This is a genomic window from Synechococcus sp. OH30 (assembly GCF_047462175.1).
In the GTDB taxonomy this organism is placed as follows: Bacteria; Cyanobacteriota; Cyanobacteriia; order Thermostichales; family Thermostichaceae; genus Thermostichus.
Map to the genome: position 1 here is coordinate 188831 of NZ_JANSIP010000004.1, position 20187 is coordinate 209017.

The following is a 20187-nucleotide window of genomic DNA, read 5'->3' on the forward strand; positions in this document are numbered from 1 at the left end:
GGGTAACAAAATGCCAAGGCTCTCCCGCTCCTCTTGGATCTCAGGTGCTGCTGCGGCGGGGAGCGGGCTCTGCGTCGCGGCGGGGGTGGCCGCTCTTCTGGATCGTATCCTGCCCACCCTGCCCAAAGTTTCCCTGGCCGGGATCCCTGGCCTGGCGGCCGGGCTGGCAGCCGCCTACGGGGTTTGGTGGGTGGCCCGGCTAGCGTTGCAGTCGGCTTCTTGGGGCAGCTTTCGAGAAGCGCTGCTGGAGGCTCTCTCTCCCTTCGACCCTGCCGATCACAGCGGCCAGCCACGGCAGCAACCCCAGCCTAGCCCAGAGCAAGCGCTGATTCAGCTGCAGTCCCAGGTCGCTGCCCTGAGGGCGGAATTGGAACGCCAAGGGCTCCAACTGCAGCAGTCGGAAGCCGAGCGGCTTCAACTCCAGCAGCAGCAACAAAAGCTCGAGGGTCTCCTGCAGCGCACAGAATGGGAAAACCAAAAGCTGCGCTCCCAGCAAGAGGAGTGGGCCCGGCAACTGGAGCAATGCCAGCAGGAGGTGCAAACGTTGCGGGAGTCCTGCCATGCTCTAGCAACTCTCTGCGAGATTAGCTTTACCCTCATCCCCAAACCCTCGGCGGGAGTAGCTGCAGCTAGCCACCTTTGCCCACCCGCTGCAGCACAAACACACTCCCCTCGTTGCCCCGACCTATCCGTAAGTCTTCATCCAAATAGGTAATATCCAGCCAGCCTGTGGGCTCGCGGCGAGGGAGGTCGACCTTCAGCGCTGGGATCCGCTCTGGAGCCCATTCAAGCAAATAGAGGAAACTCTCAATCTCGTAGCTCATCAACGCCTGGGATCCCAGCAGCAGTCGCTTGAAAACCACCCGAATCCGACGTTGCGATTCGGGGTAGAAACGGGCTGCCACCGCCAAAACCCCCCGCGGCAGCCAGGCCTCTAGCCAGCCGGATCCCTGGATTTCGGCTACGTTAAAAACTTGACCCTTTTGGGCCCGAATGCACTGATAGATCGCGCCGGTGGTTAAAAGGGGCAACTGGGCCAGCCGCAACAAAGCGGCGCTGGTGGAGAATAGGTTTAGCCAATTCCCCTCCAGCCGCTCAGGAGCTGCCAGGGGCTCAGGGGTGGGGTTGAGGGCCTCCAGCGCGGCAATCTGAGACAGGATTTGACTTTTTTGGTCGGGCGATAGCTTGCCGCCCCGGTCCGTTGTCTGCAAGAGGCGCAACAGCACCGCTTTTTGCTCAGCCAAAGCTTTAGGCATGGGCCTACCAGGAGCACGACCCTATTCTAGGAGCTAACGACCGCTGAGCGGGGCAGCCAGGATCCCACCCCTCAGCCGCCCGCCTCTTCTGCCCACTGCAGGTCTGCCACCTGCTCGTAGCCCAGCCCGGCTCGCACCAGGAGCGGCTTCGGCCCTGTGAGATCGATTACGGTTGAGACCTGGGCACGATAGGGGGCCTCGTCGTCCACTATCAGATCCACTTGCTTCTCCAGCTGGCGCATTTCCTCAGCGGTAAAGATTCCCCCCTCCTCCCCCACCGTCGCCGGATCAAAGCCCACTTCCAGGGAGCCCACCGGATCCCCGCCCAGCTTGGCCGAGGTAGAGACGATGGGGTTGCCCAACTCGGCCAACAGCGCCTGGCAGATGGCCGAATCCGGCACGCGGATGCCGGTGGTTTTCCGCTTGGGATCCATCACCAACCTGGGCACCAGCTTGGTGGCTGGCAGCAGAAACGTAAACGGGCCAGGGACTAGCCGCCGCATTAGCCGATAAGCGGGATCACTCACCTGGGCATACTGGGCAATCTGGGAAAGCGAGGGGCACAGAAAAGTAAGAGGTTTGTCGTTGGACAGCCGCTTGATGCGCCGCACCCGCTCCACGGCCTGCTTGTGGGTAACATCGCAGCCAATGGCATAGACCGTATCGGTGGGGTAAAGCATCACCGCCCCCTCGCGGAGAGCAGCTGCAATGCGCTGGATGAAACGGGGCTGGGGGTGCTGGGAATGGATCCTAAAGTACTCGGCCATGAGGGAGAGAAAACCTCAAGCTTCAGGAGGACTTTCCGCCACTTCCACCATAGGACGAGGGGTGGGCGGCACCGACAGGGATCCCTGCGGCCAGTCCTTGAGCTGCTGCATCAGGGCCTGGATGTGCAAACGCGGCAGGTAGGGCCAGTCACCTGCCTCCTCTAGCTCCTGCAGCACTCGATAGAGCTCGTGCCGAGTGTTGGGCAAAGCTTCTTGGAAGGCTCCCTCCAAAATAGTGCGGTGCAGATCCTCCAACAGGCGCAGCAGCATTAACAGCTCTAGACAGACTCCTGCCCTCGCCTGCGCTGCCTGCTCAACGGCCCGCTTAATCTGGCGCAAGTCGGGTGGCAGATTCTCCTCGGAGATATACATCTGGGCTATGGGAAAGCAGGGGCACTCCTATTCTAGGCTTCTCCTGAGCTGCAGCTGGCTGGATCTTGCTTCTCCCTCCCCCAGGCTCTGGATCCCGGCCCAGCCCCTGCCACACCCGCTGCAGGAGAGAATCCAGACCCTGCCTGGCCACTGCCGAGATGGCCGATACCGGAGCGCCGACAGCAGCCGCAAGCCGCTGGGTGCGCTCGACAACCTCCCGCGGCTCGAGGGCGTCGATTTTGTTTAAAACCACAATCTGTGGCTTGTCGATTAGCCCGTGGCCATAGGCACGCAACTCCTGCTGCACAATTTGGTAATCCCTGACAGGATCGGCGGCCGTGCCGTCCACCAGATGAATCAGCAGCCGCGTGCGCTCCACATGGCGCAAAAAGTCATGCCCCAGCCCTACCCCTCGGTGGGCTCCCTCAATGAGCCCGGGAATATCGGCAAACACCACTCCATCCCCCGAGGGATGGGGCACCACTCCCAAATTGGGCTGCAGCGTGGTGAAGGGGTAATCGGCAATCTTAGGGCGGGCGGAGGAGACCACGGAAATTAAGGTTGACTTGCCGGCGTTCGGCAAGCCGACGATCCCCACTTCAGCAATGAGCTTCAGCTCTAAGCGCAGCCGCACTCGCTCTCCCGGCTGACCCCTGGTAAAGCGGCGGGGGGCGCGATCGTGGTTACTCAAGAAGTGGGCATTGCCCAAACCCCCTTTGCCGCCGCGGGCCACCAGCAGTTGATCCCCCGGCTGCACCAGATCCCCGAGGAGCTCGCCCGTTTCCGCGTTGAACACCATCGTGCCACAGGGCACCCGCACCAGCCGATCTGCACCACTGGCCCCCGTGCGCTGGTTGGGTCCTCCTTTTGACCCGTCTTCAGCTTTGATTACCGGCTGGAAGCGAAAGTCTAGCAAGGTCTGCAGGCCGGGATCGGCTACCAGAATCACCGAGCCGCCCCGCCCCCCATTGCCACCCGAGGGTCCGCCGGCAGGGACGTACTTCTCGCGGCGGAAGGCAACGATGCCATCCCCGCCATTTCCCCCCTGCACCTCAATTTCCACTTGGTCAATGAAATGCAACTGCCTCTCTCCCAAACCTCTTTGGGCCACCTCCTTCTAGCTTGGCAAGATTGCAAGGAAACTTGCCACAAAAGCTTCTTTTTTGAGCTAGGATAGTGTTTCCAGCGCCTACCCTAGGTGGGGTGGGAAGGTGGAGGCGCGCTGGTGCCTTCACACGGGCTAAGCTCAGCTCTCTTTGAACTTGTGCAACTACCTTTGCTACCAGGCCCCTATGACTCGAGTTACCGCTGCTGCCGATGTCGGTTTTACCACCGAGGACTTTGCTGCTCTCCTGGATAAGTACGACTATCACTTTAGCCCCGGCGAAATTGTAACCGGCACAGTCTTTTCGGTGGAACCGGGCGGCGCGTTAATCGACATTGGGGCCAAAACGGCTGCCTTTCTGCCTCTGCAGGAGATGTCTATTAGCCGGGTGGAGGATCCGCACGAGGTCCTGCAGCCGGGGGAAACGCGCGAGTTTTTCATCCTCACCGAAGAGAACGAGGAGGGGCAGCTGACCCTTTCTATCCGCCGCATTGAGTACATGCGGGCCTGGGAACGGGTGCGCCAGCTTCAAAAGGAGGATGCCACGGTGCGGGCCACCATTTTTGCCACCAACCGTGGGGGCGCCCTGGTGCGCATTGAGGGACTGCGCGGGTTTATCCCCGGCTCCCACATCAGCACCCGCAAGCCCAAGGAAGAGCTGGTGGGCGAGGAACTGCCCCTGAAGTTTCTCGAGGTGGACGAAGACCGCAACCGCTTGGTGTTAAGCCATCGCCGGGCCCTGGTGGAGCGGAAGATGAACAAGCTGGAGGTGGGCGAGGTAGTAGTCGGCACAGTGCGTGGCATCAAGCCCTACGGGGCCTTCATCGATATTGGCGGCGTCTCCGGCTTGCTGCACATCTCCGAAATCTCCCACGAGCATGTCGATACCCCCCACAGCGTCTTCAACGTCAACGATGAAGTGAAGGTAATGATCATCGACCTAGACGCAGAACGGGGTCGAATTTCGCTATCGACTAAGCAACTGGAGCCCAATCCCGGCGATATGCTGCGGGATCCCAAGCTGGTCTACGAGAAAGCGGAGGAGATGGCAGCCAAGTACCGCGAGCAACTGCGGGCTGCCAAGCAAGAACAGGCGGGACAGGCGGAGGAAGCACAGCTGGAGGTGGCAGAAGAAGAGCTGGAATATGCGGCAACAGCAGTGGAGTAGAGCAGGCAGGCTGGGGGGTGTCGACCTGGCCCTAGGGGCATCTGCTGGGAAGCCTACCAGGGGCGCAGCAAGCCTAGGGCAGCAGCGGTGGCAGGGTGTTTGTCCATGGGCGTCTGCGGCTACCTCTACACGCCTGCCTATGCTCCTTGGCCGGAGGAGGAGCTGGCTTGGCTAAAAGCCCACGGGGCGAATCCCCTCTGGCACGACTGGGGATCCCGTGCCTACCTGGAGGAACTGCTGCAGGAGGTTGCCAGGGGCTCGGTGCAGCAGGTGCTGCTGGTGCGCCTAGCAGATCTAGGAGACCAGGTGGAGGAGGTGCACGGGCGGCTGCTGCAAATCCAACAGGCTGGGATCCGCCTTAGCCTAGTTAGTGCTGACGGCCTGCAAACCCCTAGCACTCCCAGCGACTGGATCCCGCTGCTGGCCGAAATTCCCCATCACTTGCAAAGTCGCCGTCTCCGTCAACGCCAAGCCCAAAGCCGTCTGGCGGGCAAGCCTCCCCCTGGGCCACCTCCCTTTGGCTACCGCCGCGAAGGGGGACGCTATGTCCCGGATTGCCGCCAGGCCCCCATTGTTCAGGATTTTTTCCAGCACTTTCTCCGCTACGGATCCCTGCGCCAGGCGGTGCGCTTCATTGCTGAGAAACACCACAAGCACATCTCCGTAGCCACTGGGCGCAACTGGCTGCTCAACCCGGTCTACCGAGGGGATCTGGCTTACGCCGATGGCACCGTTCTGCGCGATACTCATCCAGCTCTCCTCAGCCGCACCGAAGCCGCCCAGATCGATCGCTGGCTAAAGCGCAACCAAGGGATCCCGCGCCGCAGCGCCAGTGCCTCCCGCGCCTTGGCCGGCCTCGTCCACTGCCGGACCTGTGGCGGCCTTTTGCGCATTGTGCAAACCACCCCCGGCAAGGGCAAGCAGAACGGCTCTTCTTACCTCTACTTGCGCTGCCAAGCCTGTCGCTATAGCCTCCGCTATGCTGAAGTCTTGCAGGAGGTGATCCGCCAGGTCTGCGAACAGCTTCCCCACCGTGCCCAAAACCTGGATTGGCAGGCCCTAGACCGAACCCGCCAACAGCTCCAAGCCCAGATCCAGGCCAACAGCGAGCGGCTGCGGCAACTGGAGGCGCTGCAGCAATCTGGACTGATGGATGAGCCCTCGCTGGCCCAGCGCTGCTACCAGCTGCGAGCTGAGACCGCCCGCTTGGCCCAAAAGCTGGAACAGCTCCCCCCTGCTAAGCTTACCCAGACCATCCAAACCCTCTCCATCCCACCCTTCTGGCAGGATCTCAGCGAGAGCGAGCGCCGCACCTACCTGCGGGAATTCCTACGCGGGGTTGAGGTGGATTCTACAGGGGCGGTGCGGCTTCTCTTTGCCTTTGATCCCTAGAGATTGCAGGGCTTTGCCCACCTGGCCCCGCTTTGCAGGAGCGGAAGCCGAGCTTGTATCTAAAAATGAAGGGACTGACCCGGAAAAGCGTCGCAAACCTTATCAATTCTTGGTCCAGCTCCCTTTCCACTCCAAGATGGATCCTGCAGGGATCCGGAGGATCCCACTTTAGGAAGGAGTTGGATAGGGAGGGACCAATGCAACCCACTGTCGTCATTACTGGTGCTTCCTCGGGCGTTGGCCTGTATGCGTCCTTGGCTTTGGCCAAGCGGGGCTGGCACGTAGTCATGGCCTGTCGGGATCTGGACAAGGGCCGGCGGATGGCCGAGGAGGTGGGGATCCCAGAGGGGAGCTATAGCCTAATGCCAATTGATCTGGCTAGCCTGGCCAGCGTGCGGCAATTTGTCGAGCAGTTCCGCCAGTCGGGCCGCTCTCTGGATGCCCTGGTGTGCAACGCCGCCATCTACATGCCCCTGCTCAAGCAGCCCCTGCGCAGCCCCGAGGGCTACGAGCTAACGATGGCCACCAACCACCTGGGACACTTCCTCCTCTGCCGCCTAATGCTGGAGGATCTCCAGCGCTCCCCTTACCCGGACCGGCGTCTGGTCATCTTAGGGACGGTTACCCACAACCCCAAGGAGCTGGGAGGCAAGATCCCTCCCCAACCCCACCTGGGAGATCTGCGGGGCTTTGCCCAGGGCTTTAAGGAACCCATCAGCATGGCCGATGGCGGCAAGTTCGATCCCGTCAAAGCCTACAAAGACAGCAAAGTTTGCAACATCATCACCATGCGGGAACTGCACCGCCGCTTCCACGAAAGCACCGGCATCACCTTTCTCTCCCTCTATCCTGGCTGTGTGGCAGAAACCGGCCTCTTCCGCCACCACTATCCCTTGTTCCAAAAGCTTTTCCCCTGGTTTCAAAAAAACATCACTGGCGGCTATGTCTCCCAGGAGCTGGCCGGCGAACGGGTAGCGCAGGTGGTGGCCGATCCCGAATTTCGCCATTCGGGATTCTACTGGAGCTGGGGCAACCGGCAACGGAAAAATGCCAAACCCTTTAACCAAGAGGTTTCCGACGAAGCAAAGGATGAGGCCAAAGCCAAGTTGCTCTGGGAGCTGAGCGAGAAATTGGTGGGCCTGCCCCAGTTGGCAGCCCTCTAGCGCTGGCAATCCTTCCGCTTGGTTGCATGGCCTGTCCCCCCAATTCTGGAGGTCACAACCCCAGCTGTACCTGCCCCCTGCAAGCTGCAGGGCAGCTGGAGGCCAGGAGCGGGATCGGAGTGGCGGGGGCCAGGGGCCTCGACTCCGTCGGATCCAGCCCAAGCAGGGGTGGGAAGGGACTGCGCTCCAGAGAAGGCTTCCCCCCCTAGCAGGTGCTGCGCTGGTGAGAGAACTAAAGGGCCCGCAGCACCTCCCGTGCGGCCTCCAGGGTTCTCTCTACATCCGCCTCCGTGTGGGCTAGGGAAGTAAAGCCGGCCTCAAATTGTGAGGGCGCCAGATACACCCCCCGCTCCAGCATGCCGCGATGGAAACGGGCAAACTTTTGCAAGTCCGACTGCTTGGCCTCCTCATAGTTGCGCACTGGGCCGGCAGTAAAAAAGAAGCCAAACATGCCGGGCAAATAGCCTCCGCACATTTCGTGCCCAGTTTCCCGCGCAATCTCCAGCAGCCCCGTCAGCAGCTTCGCAGTAATGCGCTCCAGATACTCATAGGTGCCCGGGCGACGCAAAATCTCCAGCGTTTGGATCCCCGCCGTCATAGCCAGAGGGTTGCCGGACAGCGTACCCGCCTGGTACATCGGCCCTGCCGGTGCTACCATCTCCATAATTTCCCGCCGGCCGCCGTAGGCGCCTACCGGCAGGCCACCGCCAATGATCTTACCCAGGGTAGTCAAATCAGGGATGACGCCAAACTTGGCCTGGGCGCCGCCGTAGCTGATGCGAAAGCCGGTCATCACCTCGTCAAACACCAGCAGGGCGCCATACCTTTGGGTTAGTTCGCGCAGGCCCTCCAAAAACCCTGGCTGCGGCGGGATAAAGCCGGCATTGCCCACCACTGGCTCGAGGATTACCCCGGCAATCGAATCTGGATACTGCTCAAACAGAGCCTTAACTGCCTCTAGATCATTGTAGGGAGCAGTCAGCGTAGCGCTGGTGGCGGCCTTGGGCACCCCCGGCGAATCCGGCAGACCCAGGGTGGCTACCCCCGAGCCGGCCTTGACCAAGAACATATCCGCATGACCGTGGTAGCAGCCCTCAAACTTGATCACCTTTTCCCGGCCCGTGTAGGCCCGCATTAGGCGCAGCGCCGCCATACAGGCTTCGGTGCCGGAGTTAACAAAGCGCACCATCTCCACGCTGGGCACCGCTTCGATCACGCGCTCTGCCAGCTCGTTTTCCAAAACAGAGGGAGCGCCAAAGCTAGTGCCTTTCTCCAGTGCCCGCCGCAATGCCTCAATAACTTCGGGATGGGCATGTCCAACGATGGCCGGCCCCCAACTGCCGATGTAGTCAATGTACTGGTTGCCGTCCACATCCCAGGCGTAGGCTCCTGAGACGCGGTCAAACACGACGGGATCCCCGCCGACGGACTTGAAGGCACGCACTGGAGAATTAACCCCTCCTGGCATCAGCTGCTGGGCACGGGCAAAGATCTCCTTGGAGCGGGTGGTATTGAACGAGGTGGAGCGGAGCGTGCTGGTCATAACAAGGCATTCGACGTATCTCTGAGAATAATAAAAACTAGCAGGCAGAGGAGGACCCTCCTTCCCCAGGGGGATCCACCCAGCGACCATCGGCTTTGATGAGCTCAATCAGAGCCTGGACGCCTTCTGACTCAGGCACCCTTTTCACTTCTTCTTTGCCGCGGTAGAGGGAAATCACCCCCGGCGTCCTGCCCACATAGCCGTAGTCAGCGTCGGCCATTTCCCCAGGGCCGTTGACAATGCAGCCCATGACGGCAATGTCGAGGCCTACCAGATGCTGAGTTGCCGCCCGCACCTTCTGCAGCACCTCCTCCAGGTTGAAAAGGGTACGCCCACAGGAGGGACAGGCCACGTACTCCACCATGGTTTTGCGCAGGTTGAGGGCCTGCAAAATACCGTAGGCCACTGGGATCTCTTTTTCCGGCGCTTCTGTGAGGGAGACGCGAATGGTGTCGCCAATCCCTTCCGCCAAGAGCGTCCCGATCCCCACTGCTGACTTGATGCGGCCATACTCTCCATCTCCAGCCTCGGTCACCCCTAGGTGGAAGGGGTAGTTCAGGCCCAAGGCGTCGAAACGGCGGGCCGCCAGCCGGTAAGCAGCCAACATAACCTGCGGACGGGAAGCCTTGAAGGAGAGAACCACGTTGTGGAAGTCCTGCTCGGCACAGATCTCAGCGTACTCCAGGGCTGACTCCACCATTCCCTCGGGGGTGTCGCCATAGAGAAAGAGCATCCGCTCCGCCAGGGAGCCGTGGTTGACGCCAATGCGCAGGGCCTTGTTCTGGGCCTTGAGGGTCTGTACAAGGGGGACAAAAGCTTCACGGATCTTGCTACGGATGGCTTCTAGTTCAGCCTTTGTGTACTCTGTGCGCCCTGGCTGGGGCTTCTCAACAACGAACAACCCAGGATTGATGCGCACCTTGTCAACGTATTTGGCCACCTCCAGGGCAACCTTGAGGCCGTTGTGGTGAACGTCAGCCACTAGCGGCACCGGCTTGTAGGTTTGGAGCAACTTCTCCCGGACTGCCTCCATCGCCTTGGCATGGGCCAAGCTGGGAACAGCAACCCGCACAATTTCCGAGCCCGCTTCGTGCAGACGGCGAATGGCAGCCACCGCCGCGTCAATATTAAGCACGTCTTCGGTGATCATGGACTGCACCACCACTGGGTGCTGGCTGCCAATTAAGACGTTGCCCACCGCCACTGTGCGGGTGGGGCGACGGGGGTAGACCGGTTCTGGGTAGGGCTGCTGTGCGTTGGGCCGCTCCACAGTTTGCATAGCTTGCTCAGAAGGGCTGCTCTAGCCTCATTGTAGGCGGAAATGCCCACCTATTGAGGGGCCCTGCCTACCCTTGCCTCGAGGTGCTTTCCAGACAGGCCACTAGTTGCCCCCCTGGCTCCCTTCCGGAGGGCGGGAAAGTAGGACAGCAGCTTCAGCTGTCTGCTTCTGTGGTGGAATCCGTAGGGTAGTCTGTGAGGGGTCGGTGGCGAATAAAGTCTCTAGGCGTTACATTTTCCACAAACTTGCGGAAGGCCTCGCGCTCAGCTTCGTCGGCATCCTGATTCATTGGGATCGAGGCCTCCGCAATGACTTCCTCTACCGTCCAGATGGGGGCGTGGGCCCGCAGAGCCAGGGCAATACCATCGCTGGGACGGCAGTCGATCTCCTGCTTTTTGTCACCGCTAACCGTGACCAGCACCGCATAAAAAGTGTTGTCTAGCAAGGCATGGATAATGACCCGCTCCAGCTTAATTCCCCAAGCTTTCCAGGAGTTGAGGATAAGATCATGGGTCATGGGGCGGAGCGGCTTCTGATCGTCCAGGGCCTGCAAAATGGCATTGGCTTCTGCTTTTCCTACCCAGATAGGCAGAGCACGACGTCCATGGGTATCGCGCAGGATGACAATGGGGTTCTGGTTAACGGCATCGACCGCAATCCCAGCCACCTGCATCTCGATCATGGTCAACTGCCTCCAGCCTCTGGATCTCGATCGTACCCATGGGTAGAAAACTTTGGCAACACGCATGAGCTCAATCCGGCACTCAATTGCAGTAGCTCTCCTCGGCGGCACCAGTGAAAGCCGCAGCTTAGCCGCCGCCCTTAGCCAAGAAGGGATCCCTTGGATAGCTACGGTTACCACTGCAGGGGGAAGCAGGCTTTACCGGGATTTGCCTGGGCAGGTGGTGGTTACCCGCTTTTCGCTGCCCTCTTTGGCACAATTCCTACAGGAGCGGCGGATTGGGGTGCTGGTGGATGCCTCCCATCCCTTTGCCCAGCAGATCTCGCAGCTGGCTATACAGGTAACAGCCCAACTGGGGATCCCCTACCTGCGCTACGAACGTCCTTCTGTAGGTCTAGATCCGTGGGTTCAGGTGGCGCCGGACTGGCAGACCGTCCTCAGCGAGAGCGTACTGGCGGGGCGGCGGGTGCTCTTAACGGTGGGGGTGAAGGCGTTGCCCTTGTTTGTACCCTGGCAGGATCGCTGCCAGTTGTACGCGCGGGTGCTTCCAGAGTCAGTTCCCCAGGCGGTACGGGCTGGGATTGCTGCCGAGCGGGTCATTGGCAGGCGTTTGCCCCTGAGCTTTGAGGAGGAACTGCAGCTTTGGCAGAGGCTGGAGCCCCAAGTGGTTATTACTAAGGACTCCGGGGAAGCCGGTGGTCTACTGGTCAAACAGGCCGTGGCTAAGACCCTAGGAATCCCCCTCTGGGTGATCCAACGACCCCCTTTGCCCTACCCCTGGTGTAGCCAGAATTTGGCTGAGGTGGTGCAGGAGTGCCGACGTCAGCTGGAGAAATTTAAAACGGCTCCTCTGCAGGCAAATCAGGCTCGCGATCGGGACGGGATCCCAGCAGCTCCAGCCGCTCCACGGCAATAACGGGCCGCTGGCGCTCCTCCCCTGTGGATCTGTCTTTCCAGCGATCGAACTTCAGGCTGCCCGTCACCCCAATGAGGCTGCCTTTACGCACATACTCCCCCGCCACCTCAGCGGTGCGTCCCCACAGCTCTAGGTTAAACCAATCGGGCTTGTCTTCGCCCTTGCGGAAGCGGTTGACCGCCAGGCTAAAGGTACACACCACCTTGCCCGATTCAAAGTAACGCACTTCCGGATCCGTACCGGCCCGGCCCACCAGGGTCACCAGGTTCAGGCTCATGGGCTTTTCTCCAGACTACTGACCGCTCTAGCCTTTTTTGTTTTAGCGCCCGCAAGGGATGCAGCGCCAGCCTCAGCCCTTTGGGTCAGCCGGCTATTGCCCTTGCAGTTTGAGGCTGGGGATAGTTTTCTGGGGGGATCCAGTTGCTTAGAATGAGTAGCCGCAAGGGGGCGCTGATTGTGTTGCAAAGATTTACAATGTCAGAGGCCCCAGAGTCCCTGCCGGCCCAGGCCTTCTCAGCGGCCAGCAGGAAGGGTTGACTACTGCAAGCGGAAGCATTCAGCACCATTTCCCATGGAATTCATCTACGCATACGCCTGGTTGATCCCCGTCTATCCCCTAGTGGCGGCCTTTTTGCTGGGTCTGGGCATTTTGGTCTTCAACGCCTGGACAAGGGCCAACCGGGCTCTGGCCGCCTTTTTGAGCGTATTTGCAACGGGGACGGCGATGGTTCACGCCTTTGCCCTCTTGGCCAGTCAGCTGCAAGGCCATGAGGCCGTCCTTAGAACCATCACCTGGGCCCAGGCAGGCTCCTTCTCGCTGGACATGGGCTTCGTAGTCGACCACCTCAGCGCCATGATGCTGGTGGTGGTGACCACGGTGGCCTTCTTGGTGCAGATCTACTCCGATGGCTACATGGCCCAGGATCCCGGCTATGTGCGTTTCTATGCTTACCTAAGCCTGTTTGCCTCCTCGATGCTGGGCCTGGTGCTCAGTCCCAACCTGGTACAGATCTACATTTTCTGGGAGCTGGTGGGGATGTGCTCCTACCTGCTGATTGGCTTCTGGTACGAGCGGCAGGCGGCGGCAGAGGCAGCCCAGAAGGCATTTGTGGTCAACCGGGTGGGCGACTTTGGTCTGTTGCTGGGCATTTTGGGCTTTTACTGGATTTCTGGAACCTTCGAGTTCGAGGAACTGGCCCGCAATGTGGAGCAGATGGTGGCCAACGGCGCGGTGAGCAGCAGCTTGGTTGCCCTGTTTGCCCTCTTGGTGTTCTTGGGGCCAGTGGCCAAGTCGGCTCAGTTCCCGCTGCACGTGTGGCTGCCGGATGCCATGGAAGGTCCCACGCCCATTTCCGCCCTCATCCACGCGGCCACCATGGTGGCTGCCGGAGTATTCCTGTTGGCGCGGATGTTTCCGGTCTTGGAAGGGATCCCGGCAGTCATGGATCTCATTGCCTGGACAGGGGCAGGGACGGCCTTTTTGGGGGCCAGCATCGCCATTACCCAAAACGACATCAAAAAGGGCCTGGCCTACTCCACCATTTCCCAACTGGGCTATATGGTCATGGCCATGGGCTGCGGTGCCTATGGGGCCAGCCTGTTTCACCTGATGACCCACGCCTACTTTAAGGCGCTGCTCTTTTTGGGATCCGGCTCGGTCATCCACGGCATGGAGGCGGTGGTGGGCCACGACCCAGTTTTGGCTCAGGACATGCGCCTGATGGGAGGGCTGCGCAAATACATGCCAGTTACGGCCCTCACGTTTTTGATTGGCACGCTGGCCATCTGTGGGATCCCGCCCTTTGCCGGCTTCTGGTCCAAGGACGAGATCTTGGCTGCGGTTTTTGAGCACAACCCCGCTCTCTGGGGAGTGGGCTTCCTCACGGCAGGGATCACCGCCTTCTACATGTTCCGCATCTACTTCCTTACCTTTGAAGGGGAGTTTCGCGGCACCAACCTCAAGCTGCGCCAGGAGGTAGCTGTCAGCCAGGGCCGACCGGTGCCGGCTTTTGCCTATGCGTTTGCCGGGAAAGAGGCCGCCTTTGGGCCTGGAGCCATGAACATTTACGAAAAGCCCCAGCCCAGCAGCCATCCCGAAGCTGGGAAAGAGGGGCACGAAGGGCATGGGCAGGCCGCTGAACCGCATGAGTCGCCGCTATCGATGACAATTCCGCTGGTGGCGCTGGCCGTTCCCTCGCTGCTGATTGGGTTGGTGGGCACTCCCTTTGCCAACTTCTTCGAGGCGTTCATCCATCCGCCTAGTGAGGCTGCAGCAGAAGCTGGTTGGGCCCAGGTGGCAGCCGAGTGGCAAGCAGTGCTGGCGGGCCGCTTCGACTGGCGGGAGTTTGTGATCATGGCAGGCAGCTCGGTGGGCATTGGGCTGCTTGGCATTGCCTTGGCGGGTCTCATCTACTGGCAAAAGCGCATTGATCCCGGCACCTTCCCCCAAAGCCTGCAGCCGCTCTACTACTTCTCCCTCAACAAGTGGTATATCGACGATCTCTACGAGCGGGTCTTTGTGCAAGGTACTCGCTTTGTAGCGCGGGAGGCGCTGGAGGTGGACAGCCGCATTGTGGATGGGGTGGTCAACCTGACGGGGCTAGTGGCCATGGTCGGCGGCGAGGTGATGAAATACCTGGAGAACGGCAAGGCGCAGTTCTACGCCCTGATCATCTTTGCGGCAGTAGTGGTGATGGTGGTGCTTGCCGGGGTTGGGCTCTAGCCTGGGGGCCGTTGGTGGCGTCGACGCTGGCTAGCTTGGCCGGCTGCAGCTGCAACGGTGCTGCTACTGAGGGAAAACTAGGGCGCTCCTGCCCTGGGGCTGGGGGGCAGAAAAAGGGCTCCTACCCTCTGCGATTGGGGGGAGCCCTGTCCATTAACTGCCAGTGGCGGCGGGGGATTCTTGAAGCTCGACTCTGCCAAGAAGGGATCCCTTCCCTCCTCCCAAAGAGGTTGGACTTACTTATTGGGCTGAGGAGTGATCCGCAAGTAGGGCTTGAGCTCCTTGTAGCCTTTCGGGAACTTCTCCTTCAGCACTTCAGGATCTTGCAGCGAAGGTGGAATGATGACATCATCGCCATCTTTCCAGTCGGCGGGAGTGACAACGTTGTACTTATCCGTCAACTGCAGAGCATCGATTGCCCGCAGCAGCTCGTCGAAGTTGCGCCCCGTGCTAGCTGGATAGGTGAGGATAAGGCGGATTTTCTTGTTGGGATCAATAACGAACACTGAGCGCACCGTCAAAGGCAGTCCTTCTTGATTGAGGTTGGTCTGATCCAGCATGCCGTAGAGCTGGGAGACCTTGCGGTCAACGTCTGCCAAGATGGGATAAGTCACCCGGGCATTCTGGGTTTCCTCGATGTCTTTTACCCAACCAAGGTGGGAGTCTACATCGTCCACGCTGAGGGCTAGCACCTTCACCCCTCGCTTCTCGAACTCAGGCATCAGCTTGGCAACAGTACCCAGCTCGGTGGTGCAGACTGGCGTGTAGTCGGCGGGGTGGGAGAACAACACTACCCAGCTATCCCCGGCCCAGGAATAGAAGTCGATTTCGCCGTGGGTGGACTTTTGCGTAAAATTGGGAGCCGTATCGCCAAGTCGGAGAGACATACACTCTTTCTCCTCAGTAAAGGGTTCAGTCCGCTGAGGGTAGGATTTGATCCATCCGCCCCCTATTTTGCCACAAAAACTCTACTTTCCCGAGCGGATTTTAGGAGATTTTTAGATCATCGCCAACCTGGCCGCAAGGCGAGAAGCCCTTTCCTAATGTGAACAATTGTTGTGGGAGGTCTTAACATTCTGTACCTTCCTTACAGGCTGCAACGGCGGTGTGCTAGGGGTATTGTAGACAACAGAATCTAGCTCCTCTGCTGAGGTCATGGGATCGATGGAAAGCCTAGAAGCAGTTACACCTTACAGCCTGGCCACTCTGTGGGCCCAAAAATATGTAGACAAGCTGCGGGCACAGGCGGCCTTGGGCGAGCTGCCGGGTACCCAATTAGCCGACAAAGTGAAGGGATCCCTGCGCTTTGCCAGCTCCCAGGCCTGGGCAAAAACGGAGCGGCTCTTGGCTGCCGAAATCCCGAGGCAGCGGCTGGATCCGGACTTGATCGATCCCTGGCAAATTGCCGAGGACTCCCGCGAGTTATTTGAAAAGGCAGCGGAAAGTTGGGGGGAGGGCCTCTCGCCGGCCCGCTTTTCGGTAAAGATCGCGCCGTTCTGTGGCCAGCTGCGGGCCCGCTACAGTGAACGGGATCCGCGGGTGCTGGGCTTTTTAAGCATGCAATTCCACTACACGGGGCAGATGGTCTTGCAAGCTCTATCCCCTCAGGAGCGCAGCCTCTTCCACCCCTACTTGAAGGTCATGGACGACCACCTGTACATGCCCCTGCAGAGGATGTACGAGGGTGCCGCTGTCCACGCCAGCGACAACGCTTCTTCTGCCTCTTTGCTGGCTGTTCAGGAACTGCTGCCCATCGTAACCAGTGTGGCGGAGTTTATCTGTGCCGAAGTGGCTCAGCGTTTCCCGGACTATCGCTGCGAAAGCGGCCCCTTGACGGATCTGGAGGTGCGGATTTCCAGCATCCGCGATGTGGAGATGTTCCAGGTGTACCTGGGCCTCTGTGCCTTGGAAGGCAGCGTGGCCGCTGTGCAGCAGGAGCTGTTTCCCCTTTGCGTGATGCTGTACCCCCCTCTGAAGGTGGAGTGGAAACTGGTGCGGCAGATGCTGGAGCTGTTGGATGAGGCTTTGCGCTCTCGTCTTAGCCCGGCTAGCTACACTTTCCTCCTGCCTTACCTGCAAGCTGTACAAGGGATGTTCTCTCTGGAGGTTTTCCCCGAGAGCGACCCAATCTGGAGCCATCATCCCGACGTACTGCGCTATATGGGAACGGCGCAGAAGCTGCTGCAAGAACTGGTCAGTCAGGAAGTCACTTAAAAATCCTCACGCTTGTCCATCTCCGTCTTTGCAGCAGGAGGGCTGTTAGGCTAGCGCTATTCAAACCCGCCGGGATCTACGGAGTGTCCAGGAAAGGGCTGGGCTCCACCAGCTCGGCCACAAATTGCTGCAGAATGGGCAGGTAGCGCTCCCCGGCTACCTGTAGCAGATTGTTGTGATCGGCTCCCTCGATGGGGATCAAACGCTTGGGATCCCGTGCTGCTTGGTAAAGGGCTTCGGCATGCCAGAAGGGGATCAAGCGATCCTGAGTGCCGTGCAAAATCAGCAGCGGACAATTGATCTGGGCAATGCGGCTGAGGTTGTCGAAGCGGTCAAAAGGCAGCAGCGGGATGCGGGTCAAAACGCGAAAAGCGGTTACAAAGGTGGATTCCAGGATCAAGCCCCCCACCGGCTTGTGGGCTGCTAGGTAAACTGAGGGCCCACCTCCCACCGAGCGTCCGTAAAGCAAAATCCGCCCCGGCGGGATCCCCTGATCTCGTAGGTAAGCGTAGGCCGCTTCAATGTCTTTGTAGGCACCGGCCTCGGAAGGGATCCCTTCGCTGGTGCCGTAGCCCCGGTAGTCGTAGGCCAAGACGCTAAACCCCCCCTGCTGCAGCTTCCTCAGGCGCGGCAGGATATCTCCTAGGTCCTCGGCGTTGCCGTGGCTGTAGAGGAGGGTATAGGTGGCTGCGGGATTGGGCAGGTAGACCGCTGAAATCTGCAGGCCATCGGCAGTGGTGAGTTTGAGAATGGCGTCCCCATCCTGGTAGCTGGCGGGGCGGGGCAAAAAGATCAGCCGCTCCGATTGAAACCAGCCCAGCCAGAGCAGGTAGCCGTACACCCCCAGGCCAATGAGCAGCAAGGATGGCCCCAGCCGCAGTCCCAGAAAGGGCTTACTCATTGCTCCTTCCCCTCACCCCCGGCCCCTCTCCCGCTGGGAGGGATTGGGCAGCGACGTTGGGCTTAGGATTTGGCTAGCAGGGCAGAACCTTTCCAAAGGCAAACTCCAATCCAGTTAACCAAAGTATGAGCGACGATGGTTACCAACAGGTTTCCCGACAGCCACACGCCCATCCCTAGGAGGATGCCCACCGCACTGGCCCAGACGGCATAGGGCCAACCCTGCCACTCTAGCCAGTGTAAAACCCCAAACAAGAGCCCGCTCAGGAGGATCCCGCCCGTCCACCCCAAGGGGCTGGCCACCAGGGCTGTCATCAGCACGCCGCGAAACAGCCACTCCTCGCTCCACCCCGGCAGCACCCCCACCCAGAAGACGTCTCCCCATTGCAAGGGATCCGCCACCAGGTGCAAGTAGGCGGAAGCTGCCCGGCGATAGGCCGGCCAAAGCCAGTAAGCCCCGCCGCTCAGCAGCGCCACCCCCAGCCCCAGCGCCGCTCCCCAGGCGACGGCCAGCGGATCCCAACGGAAGGGCACGCGGAGGGATCCCAGCCAGATCCAGAGACCGGCAATAAGCGCCAGGATCAGGCTGGTTAGGCCCATCCCGATCAGGATCTGTTGGCGGGTACAGGGCTGCATCTTGGCACTCATGGGAGGAGCCTATTCCCAGCGTAGAGCGAATCCCGACAAGAACGGCTGCCCGAATCCACACTGGCAGCGGGGAACACTCTCAGTTGAGGCTCTCCCCAGCCCTAGAGAGCGGGGTTTGCGCCGCCCTTGTCTCGGTCAAGGGGGTAAGAGCTTGGGATCCCCCCTCTCCTTTAAGGCAAGTGCTGCCTCAGCAACTGGGCGTGCTGGGCCGATCGCTCCACCCAAACAGCCACTTGGTCAGGGCTGAGGGCTGGCCCGTCGGCATAGCAGGCCAGCCAAGCCTGGCACAAGGCTTCAGGATCTTCTGGGATCGCCTCGAGATCCCAGCCGGGCATGCCCAATTCCCCGAGCAGCGTTTTTACCTTGGGATCGTAGCTGAGGCCAAAGCAGGCGCAACCCTCAGCAGCCGCCATCACCAAGCCGTGGTAGCGCATCACAATTGCCAATCTCACCCCCCGGAAGACCCCCTTTAAAAGACAGGGATCCCGAATCTCCAACACCTGGCTGGGGCCGGGCAGGCGCTGTTGCAGCTGTTGCACTAGGCGGTAGTCTGGGCCGAGGTCCAGGGATCCGGGAGGAGCGAGTTGGAAGGGTAGCAAAAGCAGATAAGCCCCTGTGGCAGCCTGGAGGCGCCTCAAGCCTTCCGCCAAAGTCTCAAGTCGCGCAGGAGTGAGCTGGGGATGCTGCCGCAAGACCACGGCAATGCGGGGCTGAGGCCATCTTTCCCACTCCGGCAGGGTTTTGGCGGGCAGGCCCCAAACCGGATCCGGGGCCACCTGGTGGGGGATCCCCCAATCTCGCAGCCATTGGGAGGCAACGGCGTCGCGCACACTGATGGCTGTACAACCTGCTAGAGACCGGCGGGCCAGCTCGCGGATCCAGCCCCGCTGCAAAGGCCCGATCCCTTGCGCCCACGCCAAGGTCTTCAGCCCCCGCCGCTGGGCCCAGAGCATTAGACCCAGGTAGTAAAGCGGGCTGCGCCAACTGGTGCGATCCTGCAGCAGGCTGCCCCCACCCCAGATGAAAGCTTGAGACTGCCCCAGATAGCGCCGCAAAGCCCAGCCGTCAAAGCGCGGACAGGCCAGCACCCCATAGGTGGCAGCCGTTGCCTCAGGGCGAGGAGAGAGCACCACTGGCTGCACGGGATTGGGCAACTGCCGCAGCTGCTGCAAGAGAGCCAGCAACAGGGCCTCGTCACCGGCATTGCCGTAGCCGTAGTAGCCACAGATCAAAATCTGTGGCCCCAAAATCTGTGGCTGCTTCATGAGCCCCCTTGACTGAAAGAAGCTGGCCTGGGAGAGATCACCTCGAACCACTTGCGTGGGGAGCTCCATCAGCGCTGCATTTCCCCACTCTCTCCGATAAAGTTGGGAAAAGCTCCAATAACGATGTTGCCAGCGCTTCCAGTTCCCAGGAGACAAGGACCCCAGCTGCTTGCGCTGCAGGGGATTTTTAGCGAGGCTGCCCTCTGGTGCCAGCCCTGTTGCATCGCCCGCCTTCCTCTTGCCTCTGCCTGCCAAATCTAGGGGGGTAGCTTCCCCCCCAGCCAACTCTACTAGTGAACTTAGAGGCGGCAGTTGGTCATGGGAAAAGGGAGAGCGGGATCCCAGCAGCCAGCCGGCAAAGGAGGCGGGATACTTGCAGACATTGTCCTGGGCTATGGGATGCGGGAATCAGCCGTAGTAACCCTGGTTGATGCGGTTTTCTAGCTGGCTAGCCCCTTCGCGATACTCGCCAAACACGAAGTTCTCCGCGTTGGCCTTGATCAGCGCCTTTTGCTGCTCCGTTAGCTCCGGGATCTTCAGCATGTCCTCTAGGCTTTTGTAAGGAGCGTTTTTCACCAGGATGCGGGCCAGAGTGGGGTAGAAACCAGGCAACTGGCGGTAGTTGCGCAGGATGGTGTTGTTGACGTCAATCGGAGTGTCGAGGTGTTTTACCGGCGGCAGCTCTGCCGCCGCAGCAGGGATCCCAAGCGAGGCCAAGCCCAGGCAAAGCATCAATAAGACAGGCAACCAGGTAGACAGCAGCCGACGCATAGTACCACCTCTGCAAACAGGATT

The 20187-nt window shown here is 60.3% G+C and carries 20 protein-coding genes; 7 read left to right on the top strand and 13 right to left on the bottom strand.

Annotated features, from left to right (window positions below; all coding sequences use genetic code 11):
* Positions 1-10 precede the first annotated feature (10 nt).
* A complete protein-coding gene (locus NW830_RS06580; RefSeq protein WP_414362218.1) occupies positions 11-715 on the top strand; it encodes a hypothetical protein in 705 nt (234 codons plus the stop codon).
* On the opposite strand, the gene NW830_RS06585 is transcribed toward NW830_RS06580, so the two are convergent.
* From NW830_RS06585 to obgE, 4 genes are all read right to left on the bottom strand, one after another.
* Positions 630-1256 carry a PAP/fibrillin family protein gene (locus tag NW830_RS06585; protein WP_414362216.1) on the bottom strand — a complete coding sequence of 209 codons (627 nt, stop codon included), beginning with the start codon at positions 1254-1256 and terminating at the stop codon, positions 630-632. The genes NW830_RS06580 and NW830_RS06585 overlap by 86 nt on opposite strands.
* 71 nt (positions 1257-1327) lie before the next feature.
* Positions 1328-2023, bottom strand: coding sequence for an L-threonylcarbamoyladenylate synthase (locus tag NW830_RS06590; protein WP_414362214.1), 696 nt, complete (start codon positions 2021-2023; stop codon positions 1328-1330).
* A 15-nt stretch (positions 2024-2038) separates the two neighbouring features.
* On the bottom strand, positions 2039-2362 hold the full coding sequence (locus NW830_RS06595) for a hypothetical protein (protein WP_414362212.1): 324 nt from the start codon (positions 2360-2362) through the stop codon (positions 2039-2041).
* Positions 2349-3476: a GTPase ObgE gene (gene obgE / locus NW830_RS06600; protein WP_414362298.1), complete on the bottom strand. Its 1128-nt coding sequence runs from the start codon at positions 3474-3476 to the stop codon at positions 2349-2351. Before obgE ends, NW830_RS06595 begins: the two co-directional genes overlap by 14 nt.
* Positions 3477-3687: 211 nt before the next feature.
* On the opposite strand from obgE, the gene NW830_RS06605 reads away from it, so the two are divergent.
* From NW830_RS06605 to NW830_RS06615, 3 genes are all read left to right on the top strand, one after another.
* A complete protein-coding gene (locus tag NW830_RS06605; RefSeq protein WP_414362210.1) occupies positions 3688-4668 on the top strand; it encodes a 30S ribosomal protein S1 in 981 nt (326 codons plus the stop codon).
* 105 nt (positions 4669-4773) lie between these two features.
* Positions 4774-6060: a recombinase family protein gene (locus NW830_RS06610; RefSeq protein ID WP_414362296.1), complete on the top strand. Its 1287-nt coding sequence runs from the start codon at positions 4774-4776 to the stop codon at positions 6058-6060.
* 197 nt (positions 6061-6257) lie between these two features.
* Complete coding sequence (locus tag NW830_RS06615) at positions 6258-7223, top strand: protochlorophyllide reductase (RefSeq protein WP_414362209.1); 966 nt, start codon at positions 6258-6260, stop codon at positions 7221-7223.
* Between the two features lie 232 nt (positions 7224-7455).
* Here the strand turns inward: NW830_RS06615 and hemL are convergent, their stop codons facing one another.
* The 3 genes from hemL to NW830_RS06630 form a co-directional block, all read right to left on the bottom strand.
* Positions 7456-8766: a glutamate-1-semialdehyde 2,1-aminomutase gene (gene hemL / locus NW830_RS06620; RefSeq protein WP_414362207.1), complete on the bottom strand. Its 1311-nt coding sequence runs from the start codon at positions 8764-8766 to the stop codon at positions 7456-7458.
* 37 nt (positions 8767-8803) lie between these two features.
* Positions 8804-10045, bottom strand: coding sequence for a (E)-4-hydroxy-3-methylbut-2-enyl-diphosphate synthase (gene ispG / locus NW830_RS06625; protein ID WP_414362205.1), 1242 nt, complete (start codon positions 10043-10045; stop codon positions 8804-8806).
* A 154-nt stretch (positions 10046-10199) separates the two neighbouring features.
* Entirely contained in the window at positions 10200-10727 is a 528-nt protein-coding gene (locus NW830_RS06630; protein ID WP_414362203.1) for a bifunctional nuclease family protein, read from the bottom strand.
* Between the two features lie 64 nt (positions 10728-10791).
* Here NW830_RS06630 and NW830_RS06635 point away from each other — a divergent pair, with 64 nt between their 5' ends.
* Entirely contained in the window at positions 10792-11643 is an 852-nt protein-coding gene (locus NW830_RS06635; protein WP_414362201.1) for a cobalt-precorrin-6A reductase, read from the top strand.
* On the opposite strand, the gene NW830_RS06640 is transcribed toward NW830_RS06635, so the two are convergent.
* Entirely contained in the window at positions 11564-11920 is a 357-nt protein-coding gene (locus NW830_RS06640; protein ID WP_414362199.1) for a single-stranded DNA-binding protein, read from the bottom strand. The genes NW830_RS06635 and NW830_RS06640 overlap by 80 nt on opposite strands.
* Positions 11921-12214: 294 nt before the next feature.
* Between NW830_RS06640 and NW830_RS06645 the strand changes: the two genes are divergently transcribed.
* Positions 12215-14365: an NAD(P)H-quinone oxidoreductase subunit 5 gene (locus tag NW830_RS06645; RefSeq protein WP_414362197.1), complete on the top strand. Its 2151-nt coding sequence runs from the start codon at positions 12215-12217 to the stop codon at positions 14363-14365.
* Between the two features lie 236 nt (positions 14366-14601).
* Here NW830_RS06645 and NW830_RS06650 read toward each other — a convergent pair whose 3' ends face one another.
* Complete coding sequence (locus tag NW830_RS06650; RefSeq protein ID WP_414362196.1) at positions 14602-15252, bottom strand: peroxiredoxin; 651 nt, start codon at positions 15250-15252, stop codon at positions 14602-14604.
* Positions 15253-15520: 268 nt separating this feature from the next.
* On the opposite strand from NW830_RS06650, the gene NW830_RS06655 reads away from it, so the two are divergent.
* Positions 15521-16579, top strand: coding sequence for a hypothetical protein (locus tag NW830_RS06655; RefSeq protein WP_414362195.1), 1059 nt, complete (start codon positions 15521-15523; stop codon positions 16577-16579).
* 76 nt (positions 16580-16655) lie between these two features.
* Here NW830_RS06655 and NW830_RS06660 read toward each other — a convergent pair whose 3' ends face one another.
* From NW830_RS06660 to psbU, 4 genes are all read right to left on the bottom strand, one after another.
* Positions 16656-17480, bottom strand: coding sequence for an alpha/beta hydrolase (locus tag NW830_RS06660; protein WP_414362193.1), 825 nt, complete (start codon positions 17478-17480; stop codon positions 16656-16658).
* Positions 17481-17542: 62 nt separating this feature from the next.
* Positions 17543-18127: a type II CAAX prenyl endopeptidase Rce1 family protein gene (locus NW830_RS06665; RefSeq protein ID WP_414362192.1), complete on the bottom strand. Its 585-nt coding sequence runs from the start codon at positions 18125-18127 to the stop codon at positions 17543-17545.
* A gap of 170 nt (positions 18128-18297) precedes the next feature.
* Positions 18298-19392, bottom strand: a complete 1095-nt coding sequence (gene csaB, locus NW830_RS06670) for a polysaccharide pyruvyl transferase CsaB (protein WP_414362190.1) — start codon at positions 19390-19392, stop codon at positions 18298-18300.
* A gap of 408 nt (positions 19393-19800) precedes the next feature.
* Positions 19801-20163: a photosystem II complex extrinsic protein PsbU gene (gene psbU, locus NW830_RS06675; RefSeq protein ID WP_414362189.1), complete on the bottom strand. Its 363-nt coding sequence runs from the start codon at positions 20161-20163 to the stop codon at positions 19801-19803.
* Positions 20164-20187 lie beyond the last annotated feature (24 nt).